The 21,665-nt window shown below is 40.9% G+C and carries 20 protein-coding genes and 1 tRNA gene; 3 read left to right on the top strand and 18 right to left on the bottom strand.

The window, feature by feature from the left end:
* Positions 1–6: 6 nt before the first annotated feature.
* The 6 genes from DXB43_RS12495 to trxB form a co-directional block, all read right to left on the bottom strand.
* Positions 7–1,095, bottom strand: coding sequence for a PucR family transcriptional regulator (locus DXB43_RS12495; RefSeq protein ID WP_117696702.1), 1,089 nt, complete (start codon positions 1,093–1,095; stop codon positions 7–9).
* Positions 1,096–1,245: 150 nt separating this feature from the next.
* Positions 1,246–2,118, bottom strand: a complete 873-nt coding sequence (locus tag DXB43_RS12500) for a YitT family protein (RefSeq protein WP_330415600.1) — start codon at positions 2,116–2,118, stop codon at positions 1,246–1,248.
* Positions 2,119–2,127: 9 nt separating this feature from the next.
* Entirely contained in the window at positions 2,128–2,799 is a 672-nt protein-coding gene (locus DXB43_RS12505) for a WecB/TagA/CpsF family glycosyltransferase (RefSeq protein ID WP_117842233.1), read from the bottom strand.
* Positions 2,800–3,440: 641 nt separating this feature from the next.
* On the bottom strand, positions 3,441–4,436 hold the full coding sequence (locus tag DXB43_RS12510) for an aldo/keto reductase (protein WP_117947722.1): 996 nt from the start codon (positions 4,434–4,436) through the stop codon (positions 3,441–3,443).
* A 399-nt stretch (positions 4,437–4,835) separates the two neighbouring features.
* Positions 4,836–6,077, bottom strand: a complete 1,242-nt coding sequence (locus tag DXB43_RS12515) for a C40 family peptidase (protein WP_117947723.1) — start codon at positions 6,075–6,077, stop codon at positions 4,836–4,838.
* Positions 6,078–6,202: 125 nt separating this feature from the next.
* Complete coding sequence (trxB, locus tag DXB43_RS12520; protein ID WP_117947724.1) at positions 6,203–7,207, bottom strand: thioredoxin-disulfide reductase; 1,005 nt, start codon at positions 7,205–7,207, stop codon at positions 6,203–6,205.
* Between the two features lie 39 nt (positions 7,208–7,246).
* Between trxB and DXB43_RS12525 the strand changes: the two genes are divergently transcribed.
* Positions 7,247–7,441, top strand: a complete 195-nt coding sequence (locus tag DXB43_RS12525) for a YjfB family protein (protein WP_022243568.1) — start codon at positions 7,247–7,249, stop codon at positions 7,439–7,441.
* A gap of 110 nt (positions 7,442–7,551) precedes the next feature.
* On the opposite strand, the gene DXB43_RS12530 is transcribed toward DXB43_RS12525, so the two are convergent.
* The 5 genes from DXB43_RS12530 to DXB43_RS12550 form a co-directional block, all read right to left on the bottom strand.
* On the bottom strand, positions 7,552–7,926 hold the full coding sequence (locus DXB43_RS12530; protein ID WP_022243569.1) for a RidA family protein: 375 nt from the start codon (positions 7,924–7,926) through the stop codon (positions 7,552–7,554).
* A 95-nt stretch (positions 7,927–8,021) separates the two neighbouring features.
* Positions 8,022–8,858 carry a CvfB family protein gene (locus DXB43_RS12535; protein ID WP_117842228.1) on the bottom strand — a complete coding sequence of 279 codons (837 nt, stop codon included), beginning with the start codon at positions 8,856–8,858 and terminating at the stop codon, positions 8,022–8,024.
* 13 nt (positions 8,859–8,871) lie between these two features.
* The gene (locus DXB43_RS12540) at positions 8,872–9,576 is read right to left on the bottom strand and encodes an acyl-[acyl-carrier-protein] thioesterase (RefSeq protein WP_117947725.1); all 705 of its coding nucleotides are present in this window, start codon (positions 9,574–9,576) and stop codon (positions 8,872–8,874) included.
* Between the two features lie 192 nt (positions 9,577–9,768).
* A tRNA-Gln gene (locus tag DXB43_RS12545) sits at positions 9,769–9,840 on the bottom strand.
* Between the two features lie 99 nt (positions 9,841–9,939).
* Positions 9,940–10,596, bottom strand: a complete 657-nt coding sequence (locus DXB43_RS12550) for a YigZ family protein (protein ID WP_117696681.1) — start codon at positions 10,594–10,596, stop codon at positions 9,940–9,942.
* 177 nt (positions 10,597–10,773) lie between these two features.
* Here DXB43_RS12550 and DXB43_RS12555 point away from each other — a divergent pair, with 177 nt between their 5' ends.
* Positions 10,774–13,575, top strand: a complete 2,802-nt coding sequence (locus DXB43_RS12555) for a transglycosylase domain-containing protein (RefSeq protein ID WP_117947726.1) — start codon at positions 10,774–10,776, stop codon at positions 13,573–13,575.
* A gap of 187 nt (positions 13,576–13,762) precedes the next feature.
* Here the strand turns inward: DXB43_RS12555 and DXB43_RS12560 are convergent, their stop codons facing one another.
* The 3 genes from DXB43_RS12560 to DXB43_RS12570 all read right to left on the bottom strand — a co-directional run bounded on the left by DXB43_RS12560 (position 13,763) and on the right by DXB43_RS12570 (position 17,834).
* The gene (locus DXB43_RS12560; RefSeq protein WP_117947749.1) at positions 13,763–14,959 is read right to left on the bottom strand and encodes an ammonium transporter; all 1,197 of its coding nucleotides are present in this window, start codon (positions 14,957–14,959) and stop codon (positions 13,763–13,765) included.
* Positions 14,960–15,128: 169 nt separating this feature from the next.
* Positions 15,129–15,467 carry a P-II family nitrogen regulator gene (locus DXB43_RS12565; RefSeq protein WP_022243575.1) on the bottom strand — a complete coding sequence of 113 codons (339 nt, stop codon included), beginning with the start codon at positions 15,465–15,467 and terminating at the stop codon, positions 15,129–15,131.
* Positions 15,468–15,713: 246 nt separating this feature from the next.
* Positions 15,714–17,834 carry a glutamine synthetase III family protein gene (locus DXB43_RS12570; RefSeq protein ID WP_117842224.1) on the bottom strand — a complete coding sequence of 707 codons (2,121 nt, stop codon included), beginning with the start codon at positions 17,832–17,834 and terminating at the stop codon, positions 15,714–15,716.
* 435 nt (positions 17,835–18,269) lie between these two features.
* Between DXB43_RS12570 and DXB43_RS15935 the strand changes: the two genes are divergently transcribed.
* Complete coding sequence (locus tag DXB43_RS15935) at positions 18,270–18,551, top strand: DUF4368 domain-containing protein (RefSeq protein ID WP_242994275.1); 282 nt, start codon at positions 18,270–18,272, stop codon at positions 18,549–18,551.
* Between the two features lie 49 nt (positions 18,552–18,600).
* On the opposite strand, the gene fba is transcribed toward DXB43_RS15935, so the two are convergent.
* From fba to whiA, 4 genes are all read right to left on the bottom strand, one after another.
* Positions 18,601–19,467, bottom strand: a complete 867-nt coding sequence (gene fba / locus DXB43_RS12580; protein WP_022243577.1) for a class II fructose-1,6-bisphosphate aldolase — start codon at positions 19,465–19,467, stop codon at positions 18,601–18,603.
* Between the two features lie 70 nt (positions 19,468–19,537).
* On the bottom strand, positions 19,538–20,446 hold the full coding sequence (locus tag DXB43_RS12585) for a diacylglycerol/lipid kinase family protein (RefSeq protein ID WP_117696671.1): 909 nt from the start codon (positions 20,444–20,446) through the stop codon (positions 19,538–19,540).
* Between the two features lie 25 nt (positions 20,447–20,471).
* Positions 20,472–20,726 (bottom strand): HPr family phosphocarrier protein, encoded by a 255-nt coding sequence (locus DXB43_RS12590; RefSeq protein WP_022243579.1) that lies wholly within the window; start codon positions 20,724–20,726, stop codon positions 20,472–20,474.
* A 21-nt stretch (positions 20,727–20,747) separates the two neighbouring features.
* Entirely contained in the window at positions 20,748–21,665 is a 918-nt protein-coding gene (gene whiA / locus DXB43_RS12595; protein ID WP_022243580.1) for a DNA-binding protein WhiA, read from the bottom strand.

A 21,665-nucleotide genomic window follows, 5' to 3' on the forward strand; every position in this document is an offset into this window, starting at 1 on the left:
TACTGCTTAGTAATCCAATGTCTCCATATATTTCATGTATTTTACTACCATTAACGCAATTTTAAATGTAATGGCATCTTCAAATACCCGAAGGTCTAAGCCTGTGCTTTTCTGCAGTTTATCCAGACGGTATACCAGTGTATTTCTGTGTATGTATAACTGTCTGGATGTTTCTGAAACGTTCAGGCTGTTTTCAAAGAATTTATTGATGGTAGTAAGTGTTTCTTCATCAAAATCATCCGGAGATTTTCCATCGAAAATCTCTTTGATAAACATTTTGCAAAGTGGAATCGGGAGCTGATAAATCAGACGTCCAATTCCCAGTGCAGAATACGCAATAATATTCTTCTCTTCAAAGAATATCTTTCCTACATCCAATGCCATTCGGGCTTCTTTATAAGAACGGGATACTTCCTTAATCTCATTTACTACGGTACCATATGCGATATAAGCCTCGCAGTCTTCATCTGCCTTGAACAGATTTAAGATAACTTCTGCCGTTTTCTCCAAATCCTCATAGGTCTCATTTTCTGCAAGTTCTTTTACCACAATGATATTTTTCTCATCTACCGCTGTCACAAAATCCTTGGACTTGCCACCAAAGATACTGCGTACTTTTTCCAGTTCATTTCCGTCCTTTTCCCGGTTGGTTTCTACAACATATACCACACGGCGTACTTCCGTCTCAATATGAAGCTTCTTCGCACGGTTATAAATATCTACTAAAAGAAGATTATCCAATAAAAGATTCTTAATAAAGTTGTCCTTATCAAACCGTTCCTTATATGCTACCAGAAGATTCTGAATCTGGAAACCGGCAATTTTTCCCACCATATACACATCATCACTGTCACCATTTGCCAGTAAAACATATTCTATCTGATGATCATCAAAAACTTTAAAGAACTGGCATCCCTGAATCACCTGACTGTCTGCCGGAGATTCTACAAATGCCAATGCAGGATTGATATAATTATCTGCATCCGGAAATGTGGTTGCCAATACTTTCCCCTCAGTATCGATAATGCACATATCCACTCGTGTAATCCCTTTCAAACCGTCAATTGTGTTTTGAAGTATCTGATTTGAAATCATACTTTTTTCTCCTTCTCTTATCAATATCGCCCCAGTTACTGGACAACTTTCACAAAAAATCCGCATCCTTTTGTGAAAGATAAAACTCTTTGAATCTTATTTTAATGCAAAACGTCAAAAAAATAAAGAGGAAATGTGAATATTTTTATGCTAATATTCCAAAAAACCTTCTCCCAGCACTTCCCGGGCATCCGTCACAATTACAAAAGCATTCGGGTCAAGTTCCATTACTATCTCTTTTAACTCTACAATTTCCTTTTTCGACACTGCACAAAAGAGTATGTCCTTCTCATTTCCGGAATACATTCCCTTTGCATGAATCGCCGTAACACCGCGGTTCATCCGGTGCATCAGTGCATCTGCCACTTCAGTGGCATCTTCCGTAATGATATACGCCGCCTTGGAATATTTGATACCTTCCATAATTGCATCCGATACTTCCGTTGTTATAAAAATTGCCACCACAGCATATAACGCCGGCTTTACTCCAAAGAAAAACATTCCGCTTAACACAATGATACCATCTAACACCAGCATAATCTGTGCAATGGTATATTGTTTAAGAAAACGCTGTAATAAAGTGGCTACCATATCCGTCCCTCCGGTAGAGGACTTCGTCACCAGAACCAGACCGATTCCCGCTCCGGAGATGCATCCGCCATAAATAGCTGCCAGCATATAATCATCCTGTGCTATATTCCAGTGAGGCAGTACCAGAAGCCAGAAAGACAGCATTACCATTCCATATAATGCCCGCCACAAAAATTTCTTTCCTTTTCTTCTCCATGCGCATAAAAAAACCGGAAGATTCAACGCCAGGTTCGTAAACCATAACGGAATTCCTCCGGGAATCCATTTTACTGTCAGTTGTCTGATAAGAATTGCAACTCCGCTAAATCCACCAACAACCATTCCTACCGGGTCATAGATGGACTGAATTGCTATACCCATAAGGCAGGTTCCTGCTGTCATACACAAATAATCCACTATGGCCGGTCTTTTATATCCCAGACCCATAACCATCCGTTTCCTTTAATCTTTATTATATTTGTGTAATTTGCTCTGCAGTTTCTTCTTATGAATCAATCTGCCCGCTATCTGGGATATTCTGCTGATACGGGAACGCGGTGCATAATCACTGCTCAACCCATACCATATTTTAGCATCCAGTTTGCTTTTATTTTCTGTCAAAAACTGTTCCTGTAACGGAGACGGCAGAATGGAAAAAATAACATCTGCACTGGCACTGTTAATCTCATTTACCACACTTTCAAAGTCATTGGACTTTTCCTCTATCGCACAATGACCTGCCACCTCAATCTGTTCGTATTTTCCTACAAGGAAATGCTCCAGCTGTTCTTCCTGAGCAATGGTTTCTGCCAACAAAAATACTCTCTTATGGTTACGGATAATCCGCTTGATGAATTCCCGGAAGAAATCATGATTAATGGTCTCACTGAGCCGCTGGCTGGAATGAACATCTGCCGCAATCAGAATCTCCTTCTCTCCGATTACCGCAAGATCCAGCTGTTCAATGCACGCCCGCACCGTTTCATCCTGTCCTGCCAGTTCTAACATCTTCATATCTATGGTCTCTATGGTATTCATTATCGTGTTATCCAGATAATTTTCCACCTGCATCATTGCTTCACGGACTGTATAATTATCTACTTCTATTCCCAGTATATCGATTTTCTTTAACATCTTACACCTGTCTTATTCTGTGCATTTCCATGCGCTTTTATGCAAGTAGTATAGCAAAAGCTCCAGTTTTTTTCAACCATTGTGCAAATTTTCTGTAATAATTTTCTCAGATTGCCTTTTTACACCTTTGTAAATAAACTGACATTTTCAGACAATTTTATATGATTTTTTCAATATTGCAATGTCAATAGATTTTGTATATTTTTTTGAAAAGTTATCAACTTTATCATTTGTTCACAAAACATTCGTTCTTATTTTTTGCTATGTAAACCTATATTTTTCTCCTTTTTTCTGTGGATAATGTGTATAACTTGGTGTATAACTCCTTTTTTTCGATATTTCCACATTTTTCGATGTGGATAACTTTTGGGACTTTTTTATGATTTCCAGCACTTTTTTTCGACGTTCTTTTCTTTTTTGTGCATATTGTATATTTTCAAAAAAGAAGTGTAAAATTGTCTGATTGCAATTTACACTTCTTTTCCGTCAAATGAATTTCTTTTCCACTTTTCAAAATAGTACCTCTTCCCCATATGTATATTTACATAATATCATATTCGTTCACATAACTATTTTGATTGGGAAATTGTCTGAACAATTCCTTCTATTCTTTTTTCCAAAACTGCATCTGCGTCCAGGCTTCAGGCTCTGCAGACAGCTTCGATTTCTTCTAACTCTTCCGTGGTAAATGCCGGTGCATCTACAATCTTTAAATTATCTAATATCTGCTGCGGACGGGATGCGCCAATCAGAACACTTGCTACCGTCTCATCCTTTAATATCCAGCTTAATGCCATCTGTGCCAGTGTCTGTCCACGGCGCTTTGCAATTTCATTCAGGCTCTTAATCTGCTGCATTCTTGTTTCCGTAAGGTCGGATGCATGAAGGAATCTGCCATCTCTTTTAATCCGGCTGTCCTCCGGAATTCCATCGATATACTTATCTGTCAGCATTCCCTGTGCAAGTGGAGAAAATGCGATCACACCTTTCCCCTTCTCTTTTGCAGCTTCTAGCAAGCCATTATTCTCTACCGTACGGTCAAAGATATTGTAGCGGTTCTGGTTTATCACAAACGGACACTTTAAATCTTCCAAGATTTCAGCTGCCTGTTTCATATGCACGCCATCATAATTGGATATTCCTACATATAATGCTTTTCCGCTTCTTACAATCTGGTCTAATGCCAGCATGGTTTCTTCCAATGGCGTATCCGGATCCATTCTGTGATGATAAAAAATGTCCACGTATTCAAGTCCCATACGTTTTAAGCTCTGGTCTAAGCTCGCAATCAGATACTTCCTGCTGCCATGGTCCCCATAAGGTCCCGGCCACATATCATAACCTGCTTTCGTTGTAATCAATAATTCATCGCGGTAGGCATGCAATTCTTCCCGCATGATTCTGCCAAGATTACTCTCTGCACTGCCATATTCCGGGCCATAATTATTTGCCAGGTCAAACTGTGTGACTCCATGGTCAAATGCCGTAAAACACATTGCTTTCATGTTCTCATAATTATCATTGGTTCCAAAATTATGCCAGAAACCAAGGGACAATATTGGAAACAACAATCCGCTCTTTCCTACTCTTCTGTATTTCATGGTTTCATATCTTTGTTCTGATGCTGTATATTCCATCTGTGGTAACCTGCCTTTCCTTTCATTCTATAATAATGCGCCTCCGCCACTTTATTGGCTGATTTTATTATAATTGCAGTTTTTCCAGATAAAAATAGAATATCTTTTAATAACGTATCAAATTTTTATATCTGCTTTTTTCCAAATGTCTACCTGCAGTGTGCATCCTCGCGGAACGTTTTTTACTTTACAGGGAAGCAATTTCCTGTAAAGCAAAAAAAGGACTGTTGCAACCGCAACAGTCCCTGTTTATCTTTTTCAATATTATTTCATCCTTAATTTTACCATAAACTACAAGAAACACGCTTTGCGAGTTTCTCGAGTTATCGCGGTGCTCGCCAAATCTGCATGCAAGCATGCGATTTTTCTCGCTACTCGCGTAAATCAAATCCGGACATCCTAGAAAATACGTCTTACGGAAAGAACTGGCTTATAGTCAATCGGTGATGTAAATTTGATTCCTGAAGATGGTGTGCTGGCATGTACGATTGTGTTGTTACCAACATAAATTGCAACATGTCCACTGTAGCATACGATATCGCCCGGCTGCATCTGGTCTGTACCAACTTCATATCCGCAGCCTCTCATTGCTCCTGAAGAATGTGGTAATGATACTCCAAACTGTGCATACACACTCATTACAAATCCGGAACAGTCTGCTCCGTTTGTTAAGCTTGTTCCACCTGCTACATATGGATTACCAACGAACTGGCTTGCGAAGTTTGCAACTGCTGCTCCATCAGATCCGGATGGTGCATTGTATGTAGATGTACCACCAGACGTACTGGAGGATGAGCTGCTGCTCTTAGAAGATTTTTCTGCTGCTTTCTTTGCGGCTTCTTCTGCTGCTTTTCTTTCAGCCTCTTCTTTTGCAAGTCTTGCGGCTTCTTCTTCTTTGGATTCTGCCTGAACGAATTCAGTAGATAATGTTACATAATCAGCGGATACATATCCCTCGCCCTCTTCGATGGAAACTTTTACCCATCCATCTACAGACTCATCTGTAACTGTCAAATCATCCAATCCTGCAACCATTCCAAGTTTCTTAGAATCGGTAGAAGGCTCTGTTCTCACAAATAAAGTAACTGCATCTTCATTTACAGTTGCTACACGACGTCCGACGGAACGGGCCAGCTCTTCATTGCCGACTACTACATATTCACTCTTAACATAACCGGTAACGGTACCAGAAGTAATCTGATACCATCCATCTACGGTCTGCTGGACGGTTGCTGCTGAATTATTATAAAGCTTACCAAGCACCTCACTGTCTTCTGATGCTTCGCTTCTGATATTTACATAGTTATCAACCTGTGCAATTGCCACATTTGCGAACGGATCTTCTTCTACCGGCTGTGCCTCTTCTGCTGTATCCTGCTGTGCTGCATCCCCTTCGGTAACAACAGGTGTATCATTATTCTGTGCAGTTGCCACATTCGCCTTTGCTACAAGCTCACTACTTGCCATATAATTGCTGAATGTCAAAGAAAAACCTGCTACTAATGTATCATTGGAAGCCTCCACTTCCATTGCTGAAGTAACACCTGCGACTGGTGCTGCATATGTTGTGGCATTGCTTCCAGTGATTAATATTGCGCTTGCGAGACCGCAGGCTGTTAATCTTAACGCTTTCTTATACATAAAAACCTCCAAACCTAACGATTTGTTACAAATTTATTACATTTATTACAGAGTCATTATAGCGCAGCTAACCTGTCATGTCAACCTAAAATTCCCGCTTTTTTTACAACATTCTTTCCTTTCTTTTACGAAATCATTCCATCGCTTTCCATAGAAGCAATGGCATTGGCGCCATCTGCTACTGCCGTTACGACCTGGCGCAGCTGCTTGGTTCTGACATCCCCCACTGCATATATGCCAGGCACACTGCTCCTTCCATCCTCTCCGGCTTTGATATATCCTGTATCATCCAATGCCAGATGCGGTATTACTTTTACGGTATTCGGCACCATTCCCACAGCAACAAAAATGCCATTTACCGGAAGCATTTTTTCTTCCTGTGTCTTCTTATTTAATATTTTGATTTTCTCTACCATTCCTTCACCGCAGATTTCCTCTACTACGGTATCATATAAAATTTCAATTTTTTCATTTGTCTGCACCTGCTCCGCTAACACTTTTGCGCCACGGAAACTGTCTCTCCGGTGAATGAGGTATACTTTTTCACAACCTCTTGCCAAAAAGAGTGCATCCTCTAACGCGACATCACCACCGCCTGCCACCGCAACAGTCCGATTCCGGAAAAATGCTCCATCGCAGGTAGCACAATATGAAACTCCCATACCGGTAAGTCTTTCCTCCCCCGGTACCCCAAGCTTCCGGTAAGATGCTCCTGATGCAATGATTACTGCTTTTGCTTCGTACTGGTTCTGATTGGTTGTTACTAGCTTCTTTTCCTGCTTATCCTCTACCGATACGACCTGTTCTTTTACAAAAGTCACGCCGCTCTTTTGGGCATGCTCCCGCATCTTCTGTGCCAGTTCAAATCCCCCCACTCCTGGCAGTCCCGGATAGTTGTCCACTTCACTGGTATTGACAATCTGACCTCCGCTCATTGGCTTTTCTTCTATTATAAGTGTATCAAATTTTGCTCTTCCTGCATAAATTGCCGCCGACAGCCCTGCAGGGCCGCTTCCTATTATAATCACATCATACATGTTATGGCTCCTCCATTTCTTCAGTAGGATAAGTATACCACCTTTTCCAAAATATATGAATGTTTCCTTGCTTTTTCTAATCTGCCATGCCATAATGAAAGTACATATCAAAGCAGAAAGGATGTGACTGATATGGATATTGCAGCATTAAACAATACTGCTTTAAGTGCACTCAACAGTGCCTCTACTCCAACCAGCGAAGCGATTGGAGTTGCAATGCTGAGTAACCAGCTGGATGTCAGTCAGAGCATGAGTGACAGCCTGATTCGTGCCATGGAATTGTCTGTAAATCCTGCTGTTGGCGGGAACTTTGATGTTTCCGTTTAAATCCACTGTATGGTTTTACAAGACAATACATTGCAACGTAAAAGACCGGAACCTTTTTCTTCCTTCAGGGAGACTTTAAGATTTCCGGTCTTTTTCTATGTTTCCTTGTCCTATTTCATTGCGATTGCTTCGATTTCAAGCATAACGTCCTTTGGAAGACGTGCTACTTCTACGCAGCTTCTTGCCGGGAAATCGGTGGTAAAGAATGTCTTATAAACCTCATTAATTGCTGCGAAATCATTCATCTCTTTGATGAATACAGTCGTCTTAACCACTTTGTCCATATTTGTACCTGCTGCTTCTAAAAGATTGGAAAGGTTGGTCAGTGCCTGTTTTGCCTGCGCTACAGAGCCTTCCGGAATCTCGCCGGTTGCCGGTACAACGGGAATAATACCAGAAGTATATACCATTCCATTTACTTCAATTGCCTGTGAATATGGTCCGATTGCTGCCGGTGCTTTTTCTGTTGCGATTACTTTCTTCATGTCTCGTTCCTTCTTTCTTTATTTAAATAATAACTATTCGCGGTGCTCGCCAAATCTGCATGCAAACATGCAGTTTTTCTGGCTGCTCGCGTAAATTAACTGTTTTTACGGATTGCATGCTCGCTGAGGGTTATCTTTCTCTCCTTATAGAGTCTGCCTATAGCGCGCTTGAATGCTGCCTTGCTGAGTCCGGTTTCCCTCATGATTACTTCCGGTGATGCCTTTTCTGTAAATGGCAGTACGCCGGCATAGGAATCTATCACTTCCATTACCTTCTGTGCATCGCTGTCCATCTGAAGGTAAGCTTTTTCCCGAAGGGTAATATCCAGCTTGCCATCCGGTTTTACATTGACTACTCTGGCAGCAATTACATCCCCTATCCGAAGATGGCTGCTGTCCTCATGCTTGGAAATCATTGCAGAATATTTATCATCCACCGCTGCAAAGGTTCCAAAATTATCACTGAATTCATAGATTCTTGCTTCTACTTCATCCCCGGCTTTATATGGAGAATCTTTGCTTAAAAGGTCATAAAGATTCTTCATGCTGGCACAAAGTCTGCGGCTCTTATCAATATATAAAGTTACCATGACTTCATCCCCGGCATTTACCTTGCGGGTCATCTCCTTATAAGGAAGGAATAAATCCTTTTCCAGTCCCCAGTCTAAAAATGCTCCTATTTTACCAACTTCCAATACCGGAAGCACTGCAAGCTGTCCCAGTACCAATTTCGGTTCATGGGTGGTTGCAATCAGGCGGTCTTTGGAATCCCGGTATAAAAAGATTTCTACTTTATCTCCAATGCAAAGTCCCTCCGGCACCTGTTTTGCCGGCAAAAGCACTCTGGTCTCATCCTCCGGATTTTCTGCCAGATACATTCCAAATTCAACTTTCTTTACTGCTGTTAGTTCCTGTTTTTCTCCAAGATTCATATTTTCCTGCTTTCTATTGTTCAAATTCTACAATGGCATATGGTTTCTGCTCTTCATCCGCCAGTGATACCAGATACATTTTATCATCTGCATATACAAATGGGAATACCTTGTCTCCTAATACTGCTGCTTTCCGGTATTCTGCCCGCATTTTATGGATATTAAAATTCTCAGGCAGATAATTCTTTGCCATGGCAATATACTGTTCATTATTTACATGATGATTGGTATCAATCTGCTCCGGGCGAATCTGAAAGCTTTCCTTTTCCTGCATTTTCTCCGGAAGTTTTATCTTTCTGTCCGCATAGTCCATTTTGAAAGGCTCTTCCATCTGATATTCTTCTAACATCTTATCAGAAATCCGTACCGGTCTTTCCCTCTTTAAATCCATAAAAATCCACTGGGAATCCGCATAAGCACAGATTTTTCCCTCAGCATCCTCTATGGTAAAATTACGATAACCATAAAAACCTTTAAAGTTATATGGCCAGGTCTTTACTGTTATTTTTTCTCCAAGAACCGGCAGCCGTTCTACCACAATCTGCCAGGATGCCAAAAACCATGCCTGTGCATGCTCCTTCAAATAGTCCACGCCAATTCCAAGATCCTCTGACTGGAATATACAGCAATCCTGCAGATAATTAGTCAATGCCTGAAATGTCATCTTCTGTCCGCTGTCTGCTTCACTATATCTTACTCTGCTTTTCATGGAATACATAGATGTGTCCTCCTTGTAAATGCCTGGCTATTAGAAAGAATGTGCCCTGGCACATTCTCGCGCCTGCGGCGGCCGCTTGCGGCATCTACCTTATACGTCGCAGTGCGCATCCTCGCGGATCGTTTTTACTTTGCGGGAAAGCAATTTCCTGTAAAGTAAAAAAACACCACGCTGCTGTGGTGTTTTCATGAGCAGGGCTACAAGGATTCGAACCTTGAAATGACGGAGTCAGAGTCCGTTGCCTTACCGTTTGGCGATAGCCCTTTGTTGTGTCAACAATGGGTATTCTACATGAAAACATTCCATTCGTCAAGCACTTTTTCGATTTTTTTTCGATTTTTTGCAAAAAGTTTTTACAGGTCATCAAAAAACCTTGATTGTACCGTTCAAATCTGCAAATTCAATGGTCTCTTCCCACATCAGCTTTGCCTTTCCACTGGTGGAATCCGTAAGTTTCTTTTCTAATTCCAGACACTGTTCTAACGGTACTGCTGCATCCAGTTCCACACCTTCTGCATATTCGGTATCCATAATCGTAACGCCCTGTTCTGCCAGAAGATACTGTATCTTGCCAAGTCCTGTATAATCCGTACTTATCTTAAGACGCTTTCCCGGTCTCTTTTCAATGATGGTACAATTCTTTAAACCCTCCTGTACAGCACCCTGATAAGCACGCACCAGTCCACCGGTTCCCAGAAGTGTTCCACCAAAATACCGGGTTACTACTACCACTACATCCCGGATGCCCTCCCGTAAAAGTACGTCTAACATCGGACGGCCTGCTGTGCCGGAAGGTTCTCCGTCATCCGAGCAGCGGGTCAGCTCCTGATTTCTTCCTATTATAAATGCGGAGCAGTTATGTCTTGCATCCCAGTATTTTTTCTTCATAGTATTGATATATGCTACCGCTTCCTCTTCTGTGGTAACTGGTGCAATATTTGCAATAAACCGCGATTTTTTCTCTTCAAGCTCACCACTGCCGCCTTCATATATTACTTTTCCGTTTGAAACTTCTGACATATTGCATTGCTCCTGCCTCTTTTTTCGTTTCCTTATTGTAGCATGATTTCCATTTTTCCTGCAAGGAAACCTTAAGAATTTCTTATCAAAACCTTGCGTTTTTACTTTTTTCTTTATTATATGGTATCTTTTTGCTATAATAAGAAAATAATGTTATTAATCCAAAGGAGGCACATTATGAATTATGGAAAGAAGAGTACCGCCAGGAAGGAAAAAGAGCTCACTTCCAAAGGTACTATGGTCCGTAAGAAGTTTTCCGTAATTTTCTGCAAGACTCTACTGATCTGCTTTTTCTTAGCAGCTGTCGTCGGTATTTGTGCAGGAATCGGAATCTTCAAAGGAATCATTGATTCTGCACCAGATATAGATGATATTGATGCAAGTCCTACCGGACAGCTCTCTACCGTTCTTGACGATGAGGGTAATGAAATTGCCACTCTGGTTACTTCCGGTACAAATCGTGACCCGGTAACCATTGATAAGATGCCGATTAATCTTCAACATGCATTCGTAGCCATCGAAGATGAACGTTTTTACGATCACAACGGAATTGATATCAAAGGAATCATCCGTGCCGGCTTCAAAGGCATTGCATCCGGTTTTCATTTTAATCAGGGAGCCAGCACAATTACACAGCAGCTTCTGAAAAACAACGTTTTCACTGACTGGACAAGCGAAGACAGTATGGCTGACAAGTTTGAGCGTAAAATACAGGAACAGTATCTGGCTGTACAGCTTGAAAAAAGAGAATCCAAGAACTGGATTCTGGAAAATTACTTAAACACCATTAACCTTGGTCAGAATACCCTTGGTGTCCAGGCTGCATCCAAACGATATTTTAACAAAGATGTATCTGACTTAACACTTTCTGAGTGTGCAGTAATTGCAGCAATTACCAAGAGTCCGACAAAGTATAATCCGATTACTAACCCGGACAACAACGCATCCCGTCGTAAAGATGTCTTAGACAATATGTTAGACCAAGGTTATATTTCGCAGGAAGAACACGACGAAGCATTAGCAGATAATGTCTACGACCGTATTCAGATTGTAGATAACAGCACTTCTTCTACTGCAAATGTCAACTCCTACTTTGTGGATACCCTTACCGACCAGGTAATGGATGACTTAATCAATGAATTAGGTTATACCGAGACACAGGCTTTCAATGCACTGTATGGTGGTGGTCTTACCATTTACTCCACCCAGAATGCTAATCTCCAGCAGATTTGTGATGAGGAAGTCAATAACTTAGATAACTACAACGGTCAGGTGGAATATTCTTTCTCCTATCGTCTTTCCATCCAGAAAGCCGATGGTACACTGCAGAATTACAGTGAACAGACCATGCTCACCTACTATCGTGAAAAAACCGGTAATAACAGCTACAACATCAACTTCAGTTCCAAAGAAGATGCCCAGGCTGCCATTGACCAGTATAAAGCAGATATTATGGAAGAGGGAGATACCATCCCGGGCAGCGGCGAATCCGTTACCTTTACGATTCAGCCACAGGCTTCCCTTACGCTGATGGATCAGGCTACCGGTGAAGTGAAAGCATTAGTTGGTGGCCGTGGTGATAAAACCGCAAACAAAACCTTAAACCGTGCTTCTGATACCACCAGACAGCCGGGTTCCACCTTCAAGATTTTAGCTGCTTATGCACCTGCTCTTGACAGTGGCGGAATGACCTTAGCTTCTGTAGAAGATGATGCTCCTTATTCTTATACCAATGGACGTTCTCTTCGTAACTATGATGACCAGTATCGCGGATTTACTACTTTAAGAGAAGCAATCTGCCACTCCATCAATATTGTAACAGTTAAGACCCTCACCGATATCAGTACCGATTTAGGTTACAGTTACTTACAGAGCTTCGGATTTACCACCTTAGATGCTGAACACGATAATAATCAGGCTCTCTGCCTTGGAGGTATCTATAAAGGTGTTACCAACTTAGAATTAACTGCCGCCTATGCGACCGTTGCAAATGGCGGTACTTATACCAAACCAAGATTCTATACCAAGATTTTAGACCATGACGGAAATGTTTTAATTGACAATACTCCGCAGACCCATACTGTATTAAAGGACACCACTGCATGGCTCTTAACCAATGCCATGGAAGATGTTGTTACCTCCGGTACCGGTACAATCGTTAACTTCGGTTCTATGCCGATTGCCGGTAAAACAGGTACTACAACCTCTGACCGCGATGCTCTTTTCGTAGGATACACACCATATTATACCTGTGGTGTATGGGGCGGATATGATGATAACAGCGAACTTTCCAGCACCAGATATCCAAAGTTAATCTGGAAAGCAGTTATGTCCCGTGTTCATGAAAATCTGGAATATAAAGACTTTACTATGCCAAGCGGAATTACTTCTGCTGTCGTATGTAAGAAATCCGGAAAACTTGCCGTAGAAGGTTTATGTGACTGTGATCCGCGTGGCAGCATGGTTGAAACAGAATATTTTGCAACCGGCACAGTTCCAACAGAAGTATGTGACCATCATGTCAGCGCAACAATCTGTACTTCCTCCGGAATGCTTGCAAATGAATATTGTCCGAACGAAACAAGACAGACTGGTATCTATATCGTTGGCGGTTCTGAAGGTACGGATGATTCTCCATATCTTATGACAGATGAATTATCCAACAGCACCTGTAACGTACACACTTCAAGTTCCGTTACACAGCCTTCCACCCCATCTACTAATACAACAGATACCTCTAATCCAACCAGTGGAAGTCTTACCGGTGGTGGGGATAATACTACACCAGATCATGGTAATACCGGAACCGGAACCAGTACAAATACCGGTGGTGATACAGGAACCAATGGTGGTGGAACCGGCGGCAATACAGGCACCGGCAGTGGCACAGGAACCGGCAGTGGCACAGGAACCGGTGGTGGTACAGGAACCGGCGGTGGAAGTTCCGGTACCGGCTCTGATGGAAACACTACGAATTAACCAAATCATTATTCTATAATCAGACACCTATAGAAGCTGCCAAAGGCAGCTTCTATTTTTTCTATCTGATACCGGGCACAGACAACAACAAAAGCCCTGACATACGCCAGGACTTTCGTTGTTGATGTATATACTACTAAGGGGATTAGATAATTACTAACCTAATCACAATTAGATTAGTACATGATTAGTGAAGTTCTCTTGTTACAAAATCCGGGTAAGCTGACTCTAAGCCATGCTCAGTAGAATCCAGACCTTCTAACTCTTCTTCTTTTGATACTCTAAGACCAATTGTCTTTTTTAATACGATAAATACAATGCTCATGGTTACAATTACCCAGCCTGCGATACATACGACACCAAGTGCCTGAATAGCCAGATGATGAACTCCGCCACCATAGAAGAGGCCATCTGTATAATCGAAGAGACCTACCATCAATGTTCCAAAAAGACCACAGGCACCGTGTACGGATACAGCGCCAACCGGGTCATCTACTTTTAATTTGTCTTCTACAAAGTATACTGACATGGTACAAAGGATACCAGCTAAACCACCGATAACGAATGCACCTACTGCATCAACATTTGCACATCCTGCTGTAATTGCTACCAGACCTGCCAGGGAACCATTTAAAGACATGGACACATCCGGTTTACCATTCTTAATCCAGGTATAAATCATTGCTGTAACAGTTGCTGCTGCCGGTGCAATGGTTGTTGTTGCAAAAATCTGTGAAAGCTGTAAGGTATCAGTTGCTGCTGCACCATTAAATCCATACCAGCCAAACCAGAGAATAAATACTCCCAAAGCACCAATCAAAATGTTGTGGCCCATAATAGGTCTTGATTTACCATCTTTGTCATATTTACCAATACGAGGTCCTAATAAAGCGGCTCCGATAAATGCGGTAATTCCACCTACCATATGAATACATGCAGAACCTGCGAAATCTGTAAATCCAAGGTCTGTAAGCCATGGAGTTCCGCCCCATACCCAGTGTGCTTCTACCGGATATACAATCAGGCTGATTACAAAACTGTAAATACAATATGTAATGAATTTGGTACGCTCTGCCATTGCTCCAGATACAATTGTTGCAGCTGTTGCACAGAATACCAGGTTAAATACGAAATTGGACCAGTCTGTTGTTCCAAAATTCTTCAATGGATTTAAACCCCATCCTACAAATTTTCCATCACCACAAAGAATATTATATCCTAATAAATAAAATGCAACGGTACCAATACAGAAGTCCATCAGGTTCTTCATTGTAATATTACCTGTATTTTTTGATCTGGTAAAACCAGCCTCTACCATTGCAAATCCACATTGCATAAAAAATACTAACGCTGCTCCCATCAGGAACCAAACACTCATATCCATAATCATTTCCTCCTTTACCAAAATAAATATTAAAGTAAAAAAAATAGAGATATCAAACAAGGCTCTCTCCTTGTCTGCTTATCTCCTTCGATAATATTTATTTGCGATATTCATTTTTCAATATCCACAAGACAGTTTCCTATCTGTGCCTTACTCCTCTTTGCATCTTTTATAATGCTTTGTCACCATGTTCACCGGTACGGATACGAACGGCATCTTCTACATCATACACAAAGATTTTACCATCACCAAAGTTACCGGTATTAATCTCATCTACTACCTTATCAATTAATCCTGGCGCAACTTCATCCGAAACAACAGTCTCTACTTTGATTTTCGGAAGTAATGTTACATTATAAGATGCTCCACGGTAATTCTTGATAATACCCTTCTGATTACCATATCCCATGCTATTTACAATGTTTAAACCATTGACTTCACTGCTTTCCAAGACTGCTTTCAAGTCTTCAAGCTTTTCCGGTTTAATAATAATTTCCAGCTTTTTCATATCATCTCGTCCTCCTTCTTATTATTGTTCACAATTTATTCACCTGGCATTCAAAGATGATTCACTTTATCAACACGCTTTTTTCAAATTAGGCTGATATAGTATAGTCATAAGCAAAAGAAAAACATAACTTTAAATATTCTTTTTCATAATCTGCCAGGTAACTTAAGTTGCCTGGCATCCTCCCTTTTATGCCTCTTTTTCCGTCTGTTCTAAGGAGAATGCCCTGCAATTAAAGTTCTTTTTTTATACTTCGAAGATTAAATCTCCATAAGATGGCATTGGCCATATATCTTTGTCAACAAGCATCTCTAACTTGTCAACCGGAGCTCTTAATGCATCCATTGTTGTTTTTACAACATCTCTGTAATATACAGCCTGATCTCTTCCCTCTTCCATTGTTCCACCTTTTTCTGTTACTTCTTCCAGTTTTGCCAAAGCAACCTTGGTCTCAGATAAGAGGTCAGATACTTCTGCCAGTAATTCTGTCTGAACACTGATGTCTGCATCACATACAGATTTTACAGCTGCTGCAGAAGTTGCAAGCTCTGTTGTATATTTGATAACTGCCGGGATAATCTGTTTTCCTGCAATATCAATCATAGCTTTTGCTTCGATGTTAATCTCTTTTGCGTAAGTCTCATATTCGATTTCTACACGGGAATCCAGCTCCGCTTTGGTAAATACACCAAAACGCTCGAATAAAGAAACTGCTTTTTCTGTATTCAGTGCCGGGATTGCATCTACCATGGACTTGATGTTTGGAAGTCCACGACGCTCTGCTTCCTCTACCCATTCATCAGAATATCCGTTTCCGTTGAATACGATTCTCTGATGCTCAGTTGCATATTTCTTAATCAGATCATGTACTGCCATATCGAAATCGTCTGCTTTTTCCAGTTCATCACACGCCTCAGAAAATGCTTCTGCTACGATTGTATTCAATACAACGTTAGGCTGTGCGATGGAATCCTGAGAACCAACCATACGGAACTCGAATTTATTTCCGGTAAATGCAAATGGTGAAGTTCTGTTACGGTCTGTTGCATCTTTCATGAAGTCAGGCAATGTCTTAACACCAGTCTCTAATTTAGAACCAGCTAAACTGTGTGTAGCTTCTCCGGTGCAGATAAGCTGTGATAATACATCCTGTAACTGTTCTCCAAGATAGATAGAAACGATTGCTGGCGGTGCCTCGTTTGCTCCTAATCTGTGGTCGTTTCCAACGTCTGCTGCAGATTCACGAAGCAGGTCTGCATGTTTATCTACTGCTTTTAAGATACAGGTAAGCACTAATAAGAACTGTACGTTCTCATGAGGTGTTTTGCCCGGCTCTAATAAGTTAATTCCATCATCTGTTGTGATAGACCAGTTGTTATGTTTTCCAGAACCATTGACACCTGCAAATGGCTTCTCATGAAGCAGACACTGTAAGCCATGACGGCCGGCAACCTTCTTTAAGGTTTCCATTACTAACTGGTTGTGGTCTACTGCTACGTTTGCTTCGGAGTAGATTGGAGCTAACTCATGCTGTGCAGGAGCAACTTCGTTATGCTGTGTCTTTGCAGATACACCAAGTTTCCATAATTCTTTATTTACATCTCTCATGTATGCTGCAATTCTCTCACGGATGATTCCGAAGTAATGGTCATCCATTTCCTGTCCTTTTGGAGGCATTGCTCCAAATAAGGTACGTCCGGTAAAGATTAAATCTTTTCTCTTTAAATATTTTTCTCTGTCTACGATGAAATATTCCTGCTCCGGTCCAACGGAAGGAGTTACTTTCTTAGATGTTGTATTTCCAAATAATCTTAAAAGCCGGAGAGACTGGGTATTAATTGCTTCCATGGAACGAAGTAACGGTGTCTTCTGGTCCAATGCTTCTCCTGTGTAGGAGCAGAAAGCGGTAGGAATACAAAGAGTTGCTCCTGCTGCATCCTGTCTTACGAATGCCGGCGAAGTACAATCCCATGCTGTATATCCTCTTGCCTCAAAGGTTGCTCTTAATCCACCGGATGGAAAAGAAGATGCATCCGGCTCACCTTTGATTAATTCCTTACCGGAAAAGCTCATCAAAACTTTACCGTTTGGCATTGGTGCTGTAATAAAGGAATCATGTTTCTCAGCAGTTACTCCTGTTAATGGCTGGAACCAGTGTGTATAATGGGTAGCTCCTTTTTCGATTGCCCACTCTTTCATCTCATGTGCCACTACGTCTGCTGTCTCAAGGTCTAATTCTTTTCCCTCTTCGATTACTTCTCTTAACTTTTTGTAGGTCTTTTTCGGAAGACGTTCCTGCATTACTGCATCATTGAATACGTTCTCGCCGAAAATATCTGCTACATTGAAATATTCTGTCTCACTCATACTATACATCCTTTCTGCCTCTCACCATAAATCCCCTGAGAAATATGATTTTTATTTTCTGCAATCAATGTATGACTTCTCTCCTCCGGTAATTCCCCAGATATAGAAAAAAGGGCATTCCAATTCCTTTGGAACACCCTTGTTCGTCACGCACATTTCATCTGCTATATCTAAAATACATGAAACTTTCTAAAAAATCAAGTCAAAGTTTATATTTTTTTTATTTTTGATACATTCTACAAATTTGTGCAAAATAATATACATTTTTTGTCGATTTTATCAATCGCCGGTTTCGAAATCAGTTGCTGCCAGGCGGTACTGCATACCCATTCTCATCTGCAACTACTTTTTCCGTGCCCTCTTCTGTACTTTTTAATGTACGCATTCCGTGGTTTCCAGCATTTCAGGCAAGAAAGAATATAAAGAGTCTCTGAACTGAAATTATTCTTATCAAAGGCTAAGGAAGAAAACCTCAATGCACAGTACTTCTTATCATTAGTAAAGAAATATGCTGAATTTACAGAATTAAATGCTGAGATTATACGAGAATTCGATGACAAGATTATTGTATTCAAAGCAGAGAAAATGGATGGTCGCAGACAGCAGGAAATCCAAATTATCTACAACTGCATTAGTGCAGTTAATCTTCCTGCAAGCAAAAGAAAAAAATGGCATAGCCGGATTTCTCCGAAACTATGCCAATTTTTCAAAGGATAAAAATCCCTTACTTGCACCCTCTAATGGGCGGCCCTTATAAAAATCATTCTTATTCTGCTTTTCCAACAGAACCAAATAATTCCATTTTTTCTTTTACAGTAGCTTTGATTGCTTCTGCACCCGGAGCTAATAATTTACGTGGGTCAAATCCTTTGCCCTCTAAGTCCTTACCAGCTTCAATATATTTACGTGTAGCATCTGCGAAAGATAACTGACACTCTGTATTTACATTAATCTTAGATACGCCAAGAGAGATAGCTTTCTTAATCATATCTGCAGGAATTCCTGTACCACCGTGAAGTACTAATGGCATAGTTCCTGTCTTCTGCTGGATAGCGTCCAGAGTCTCGAAGGAAAGTCCTTTCCAGTTTGCCGGATATTTTCCGTGGATATTACCGATACCTGCTGCAAGCATATCTACACCAAGATCAGCGATTGTCTTACACTCGTTAGGATCTGCGCACTCGCCCATTCCAACTACTCCGTCTTCTTCTCCACCGATGGAACCAACCTCACACTCGATAGAAAGTCCAAGCTGATGAGCTACATTTACAAGCTCTGTAGACTTAGCAAGGTTCTCTTCAAATGGATAATGAGAACCATCAAACATGATAGATGTAAATCCAGCTTTAATACATTTATAACATCCTTCATATGTTCCATGATCTAAGTGAAGTGCTACAGGAACTGTGATTCCAAGTTCTTCATCCATAGCTTTTACCATAGCTGCAACGGTCTTAAAACCTGTCATATATTTTCCTGCACCTTCAGATACACCAAGAATTACAGGGGATTTTAATTCTTCTGCAGTTAACAGTATTGATTTTGTCCACTCAAGGTTGTTGATATTGAACTGGCCTACTGCATAATGACCAGCTTTTGCTTTTTTTAACATTTCTGTTGCTGATACTAACATTTTGATTCCTCCATTGTTTTTTTTCATTGTACCATGGCTTTTCCCAAAAATAAAGTTAAAAATATAACAATCATTTTACAGATGTTTCTTTATTCTTGACCATAATCTCCAAAGCCTGGTGCATATTTCTTATTTCCACTTCCTTATGGTCTCCCCCAAACTCACCATCTAAAGTCCATGGAATAATTTCTTCCGGATAAAACTTAATATTGCTGCTCTTAAATGAGTATACCAGGTCGGTATCATCCTTGCGGCTGGTTAATGCTGCAATAATCTCATTTAACTCCAGTGGATTCTTCGGTGCTTTAATCAGTGTCACCTCAAAAACACCGTCATCCAGGAGTACATTTTTACCTGTCAGGTTCTTAAATCCCCCCACAGAAATAGAATTGGTAATCATACCATAGATAAATTCGTCCTCTAATACCTCATCATCATATTCTACCCGCATCTTATAGACCGGAATGTCTAAAAGCTGTTTCATTCCTTCTAAAATATAAGCTGCGTGTCCTAATACATTCTTTAACTGCTGGCTGGTCTGATAAGATACTGCAGTAAACAGTCCAAATGCTGCCACATATACGAATGAATCTCCATTAAAATATCCTATATCTACCGGAAACCGTCTTCCCTTTACCGCTACATTTGCTGCCTTTAGCATGCTTTTAGGTATTCTTAAAGAATTGGCAAAGTCGTTGGTACTTCCTGCCGGAATATAACCAAGCAGTGTCTTTTCTTCACTTTCCATCATTCCGCTAACTGCTTCATCCAAAGTACCGTCTCCACCACTACAGACAATCAAATCATAATTCTTCGCTTCTTCTCTGACATGGTTCTGCGCATCCCCTTTGCTCTGTGTCGGATATATGGTTACTTCATAATCTGCCTTTACCATAATATCTACAATTTCTAACAGTTTATTCTTAATCAGTCCCTTGCCGGAATGTGGATTAAATATAAAAAGTAATTTCTTTTTCATTTTTTACATAACCTCTCTTTTCCTTCTAGCCCTCAGACAGGAACTGTTCCAATGTATCCAAGGCTTCCTTCTCGTCCTCACCCTCAGTAACAACTGTTACCATATCCTCATAATTCATTGCCAGTGACATCATACCCATAATGCTCTTCACATTTACTTTTTTATCTCCGGATTCAATATAAATACTGCTGGAAAAACGATTTGCAGTCTGAACAAGCAATGCAATGGGACTTGCTTCGACACCATTGACAAATTTAATGGTCACCTCTTTCTTCATCATATGTATTCCTCCTCATCCTTTTCATACTCTCATGTTTTCAGCAATTTCACTTATCTTTCTTAACCTGTGATTCACACCGGATTTTCCCACCGGTGGATTTAAGTATGCCCCCAGTTCCTTAAGAGGCGCTTCCGGGTGCTCCAAACGTACCTGTGCCATCTCGTAAAGATTATCCGGCAATTCCTGCAGTCGTCCCTTTTCCTGGATAAACTTAATATCTTCAATCTGCTTTACTGCAGCATTCACTGTCTTATTAATATTGGCAGTTTCACAATTTACCTGCCGGTTTACACTGTTACGCATCTCTTTCAAAATGCGTACATTTTCAAGGTTCATCAGTGCCACATGTGCTTCCATGATATTTAACATATCCACAATCTGTGCACCTTCTTTTAAGTATACCACATGGTGCTTCTTACGTTCCACCACTTTCGCATCCATGCCAAAGTCACTGATTACCGTCCTGAGCTGTTCTGCCTGTTGTGGCGTTGCACATACAATTTCAAAATGATAGGATTTATGCGGGTCACTCATGGAACCCGAAGCCAGAAATGCTCCTCTTACAAACGTCCTTCTACAGCAGGACTTCTGCAGCAACATTCCATTTACTGCCTGTCGGAACGGATGCAGTGAACCGTCCTCTTCCAAAAATTTAAGTGCCATTAATACCCTGCGCATGGCATCCTGTTCTTCTATATATAACACACCCGGATTCTGTTCAGATAACTCTGCACTGATGTCAAATGCCCGCTTCAAAAGCGTATAGCACTTTTTTGCCAATCCGGCATGTTCTGTTGCAATTTCCAATCTGGGATCTGCTCCCGTCAATATCATTCTTCCAGAAAAACTTATAATTGCTGCAAGTTCTGCTAACTGACAGTGTCTGCTTTTACTTATATGCTTCTCCAGTTCCGCCTTTACTTCTCCTGAAAAAGACAT

It is taken from the genome of Roseburia sp. OM04-10BH, from assembly GCF_003462605.1.
Taxonomy (GTDB): Bacteria; Bacillota; Clostridia; order Lachnospirales; family Lachnospiraceae; genus Roseburia_C; species Roseburia_C amylophila.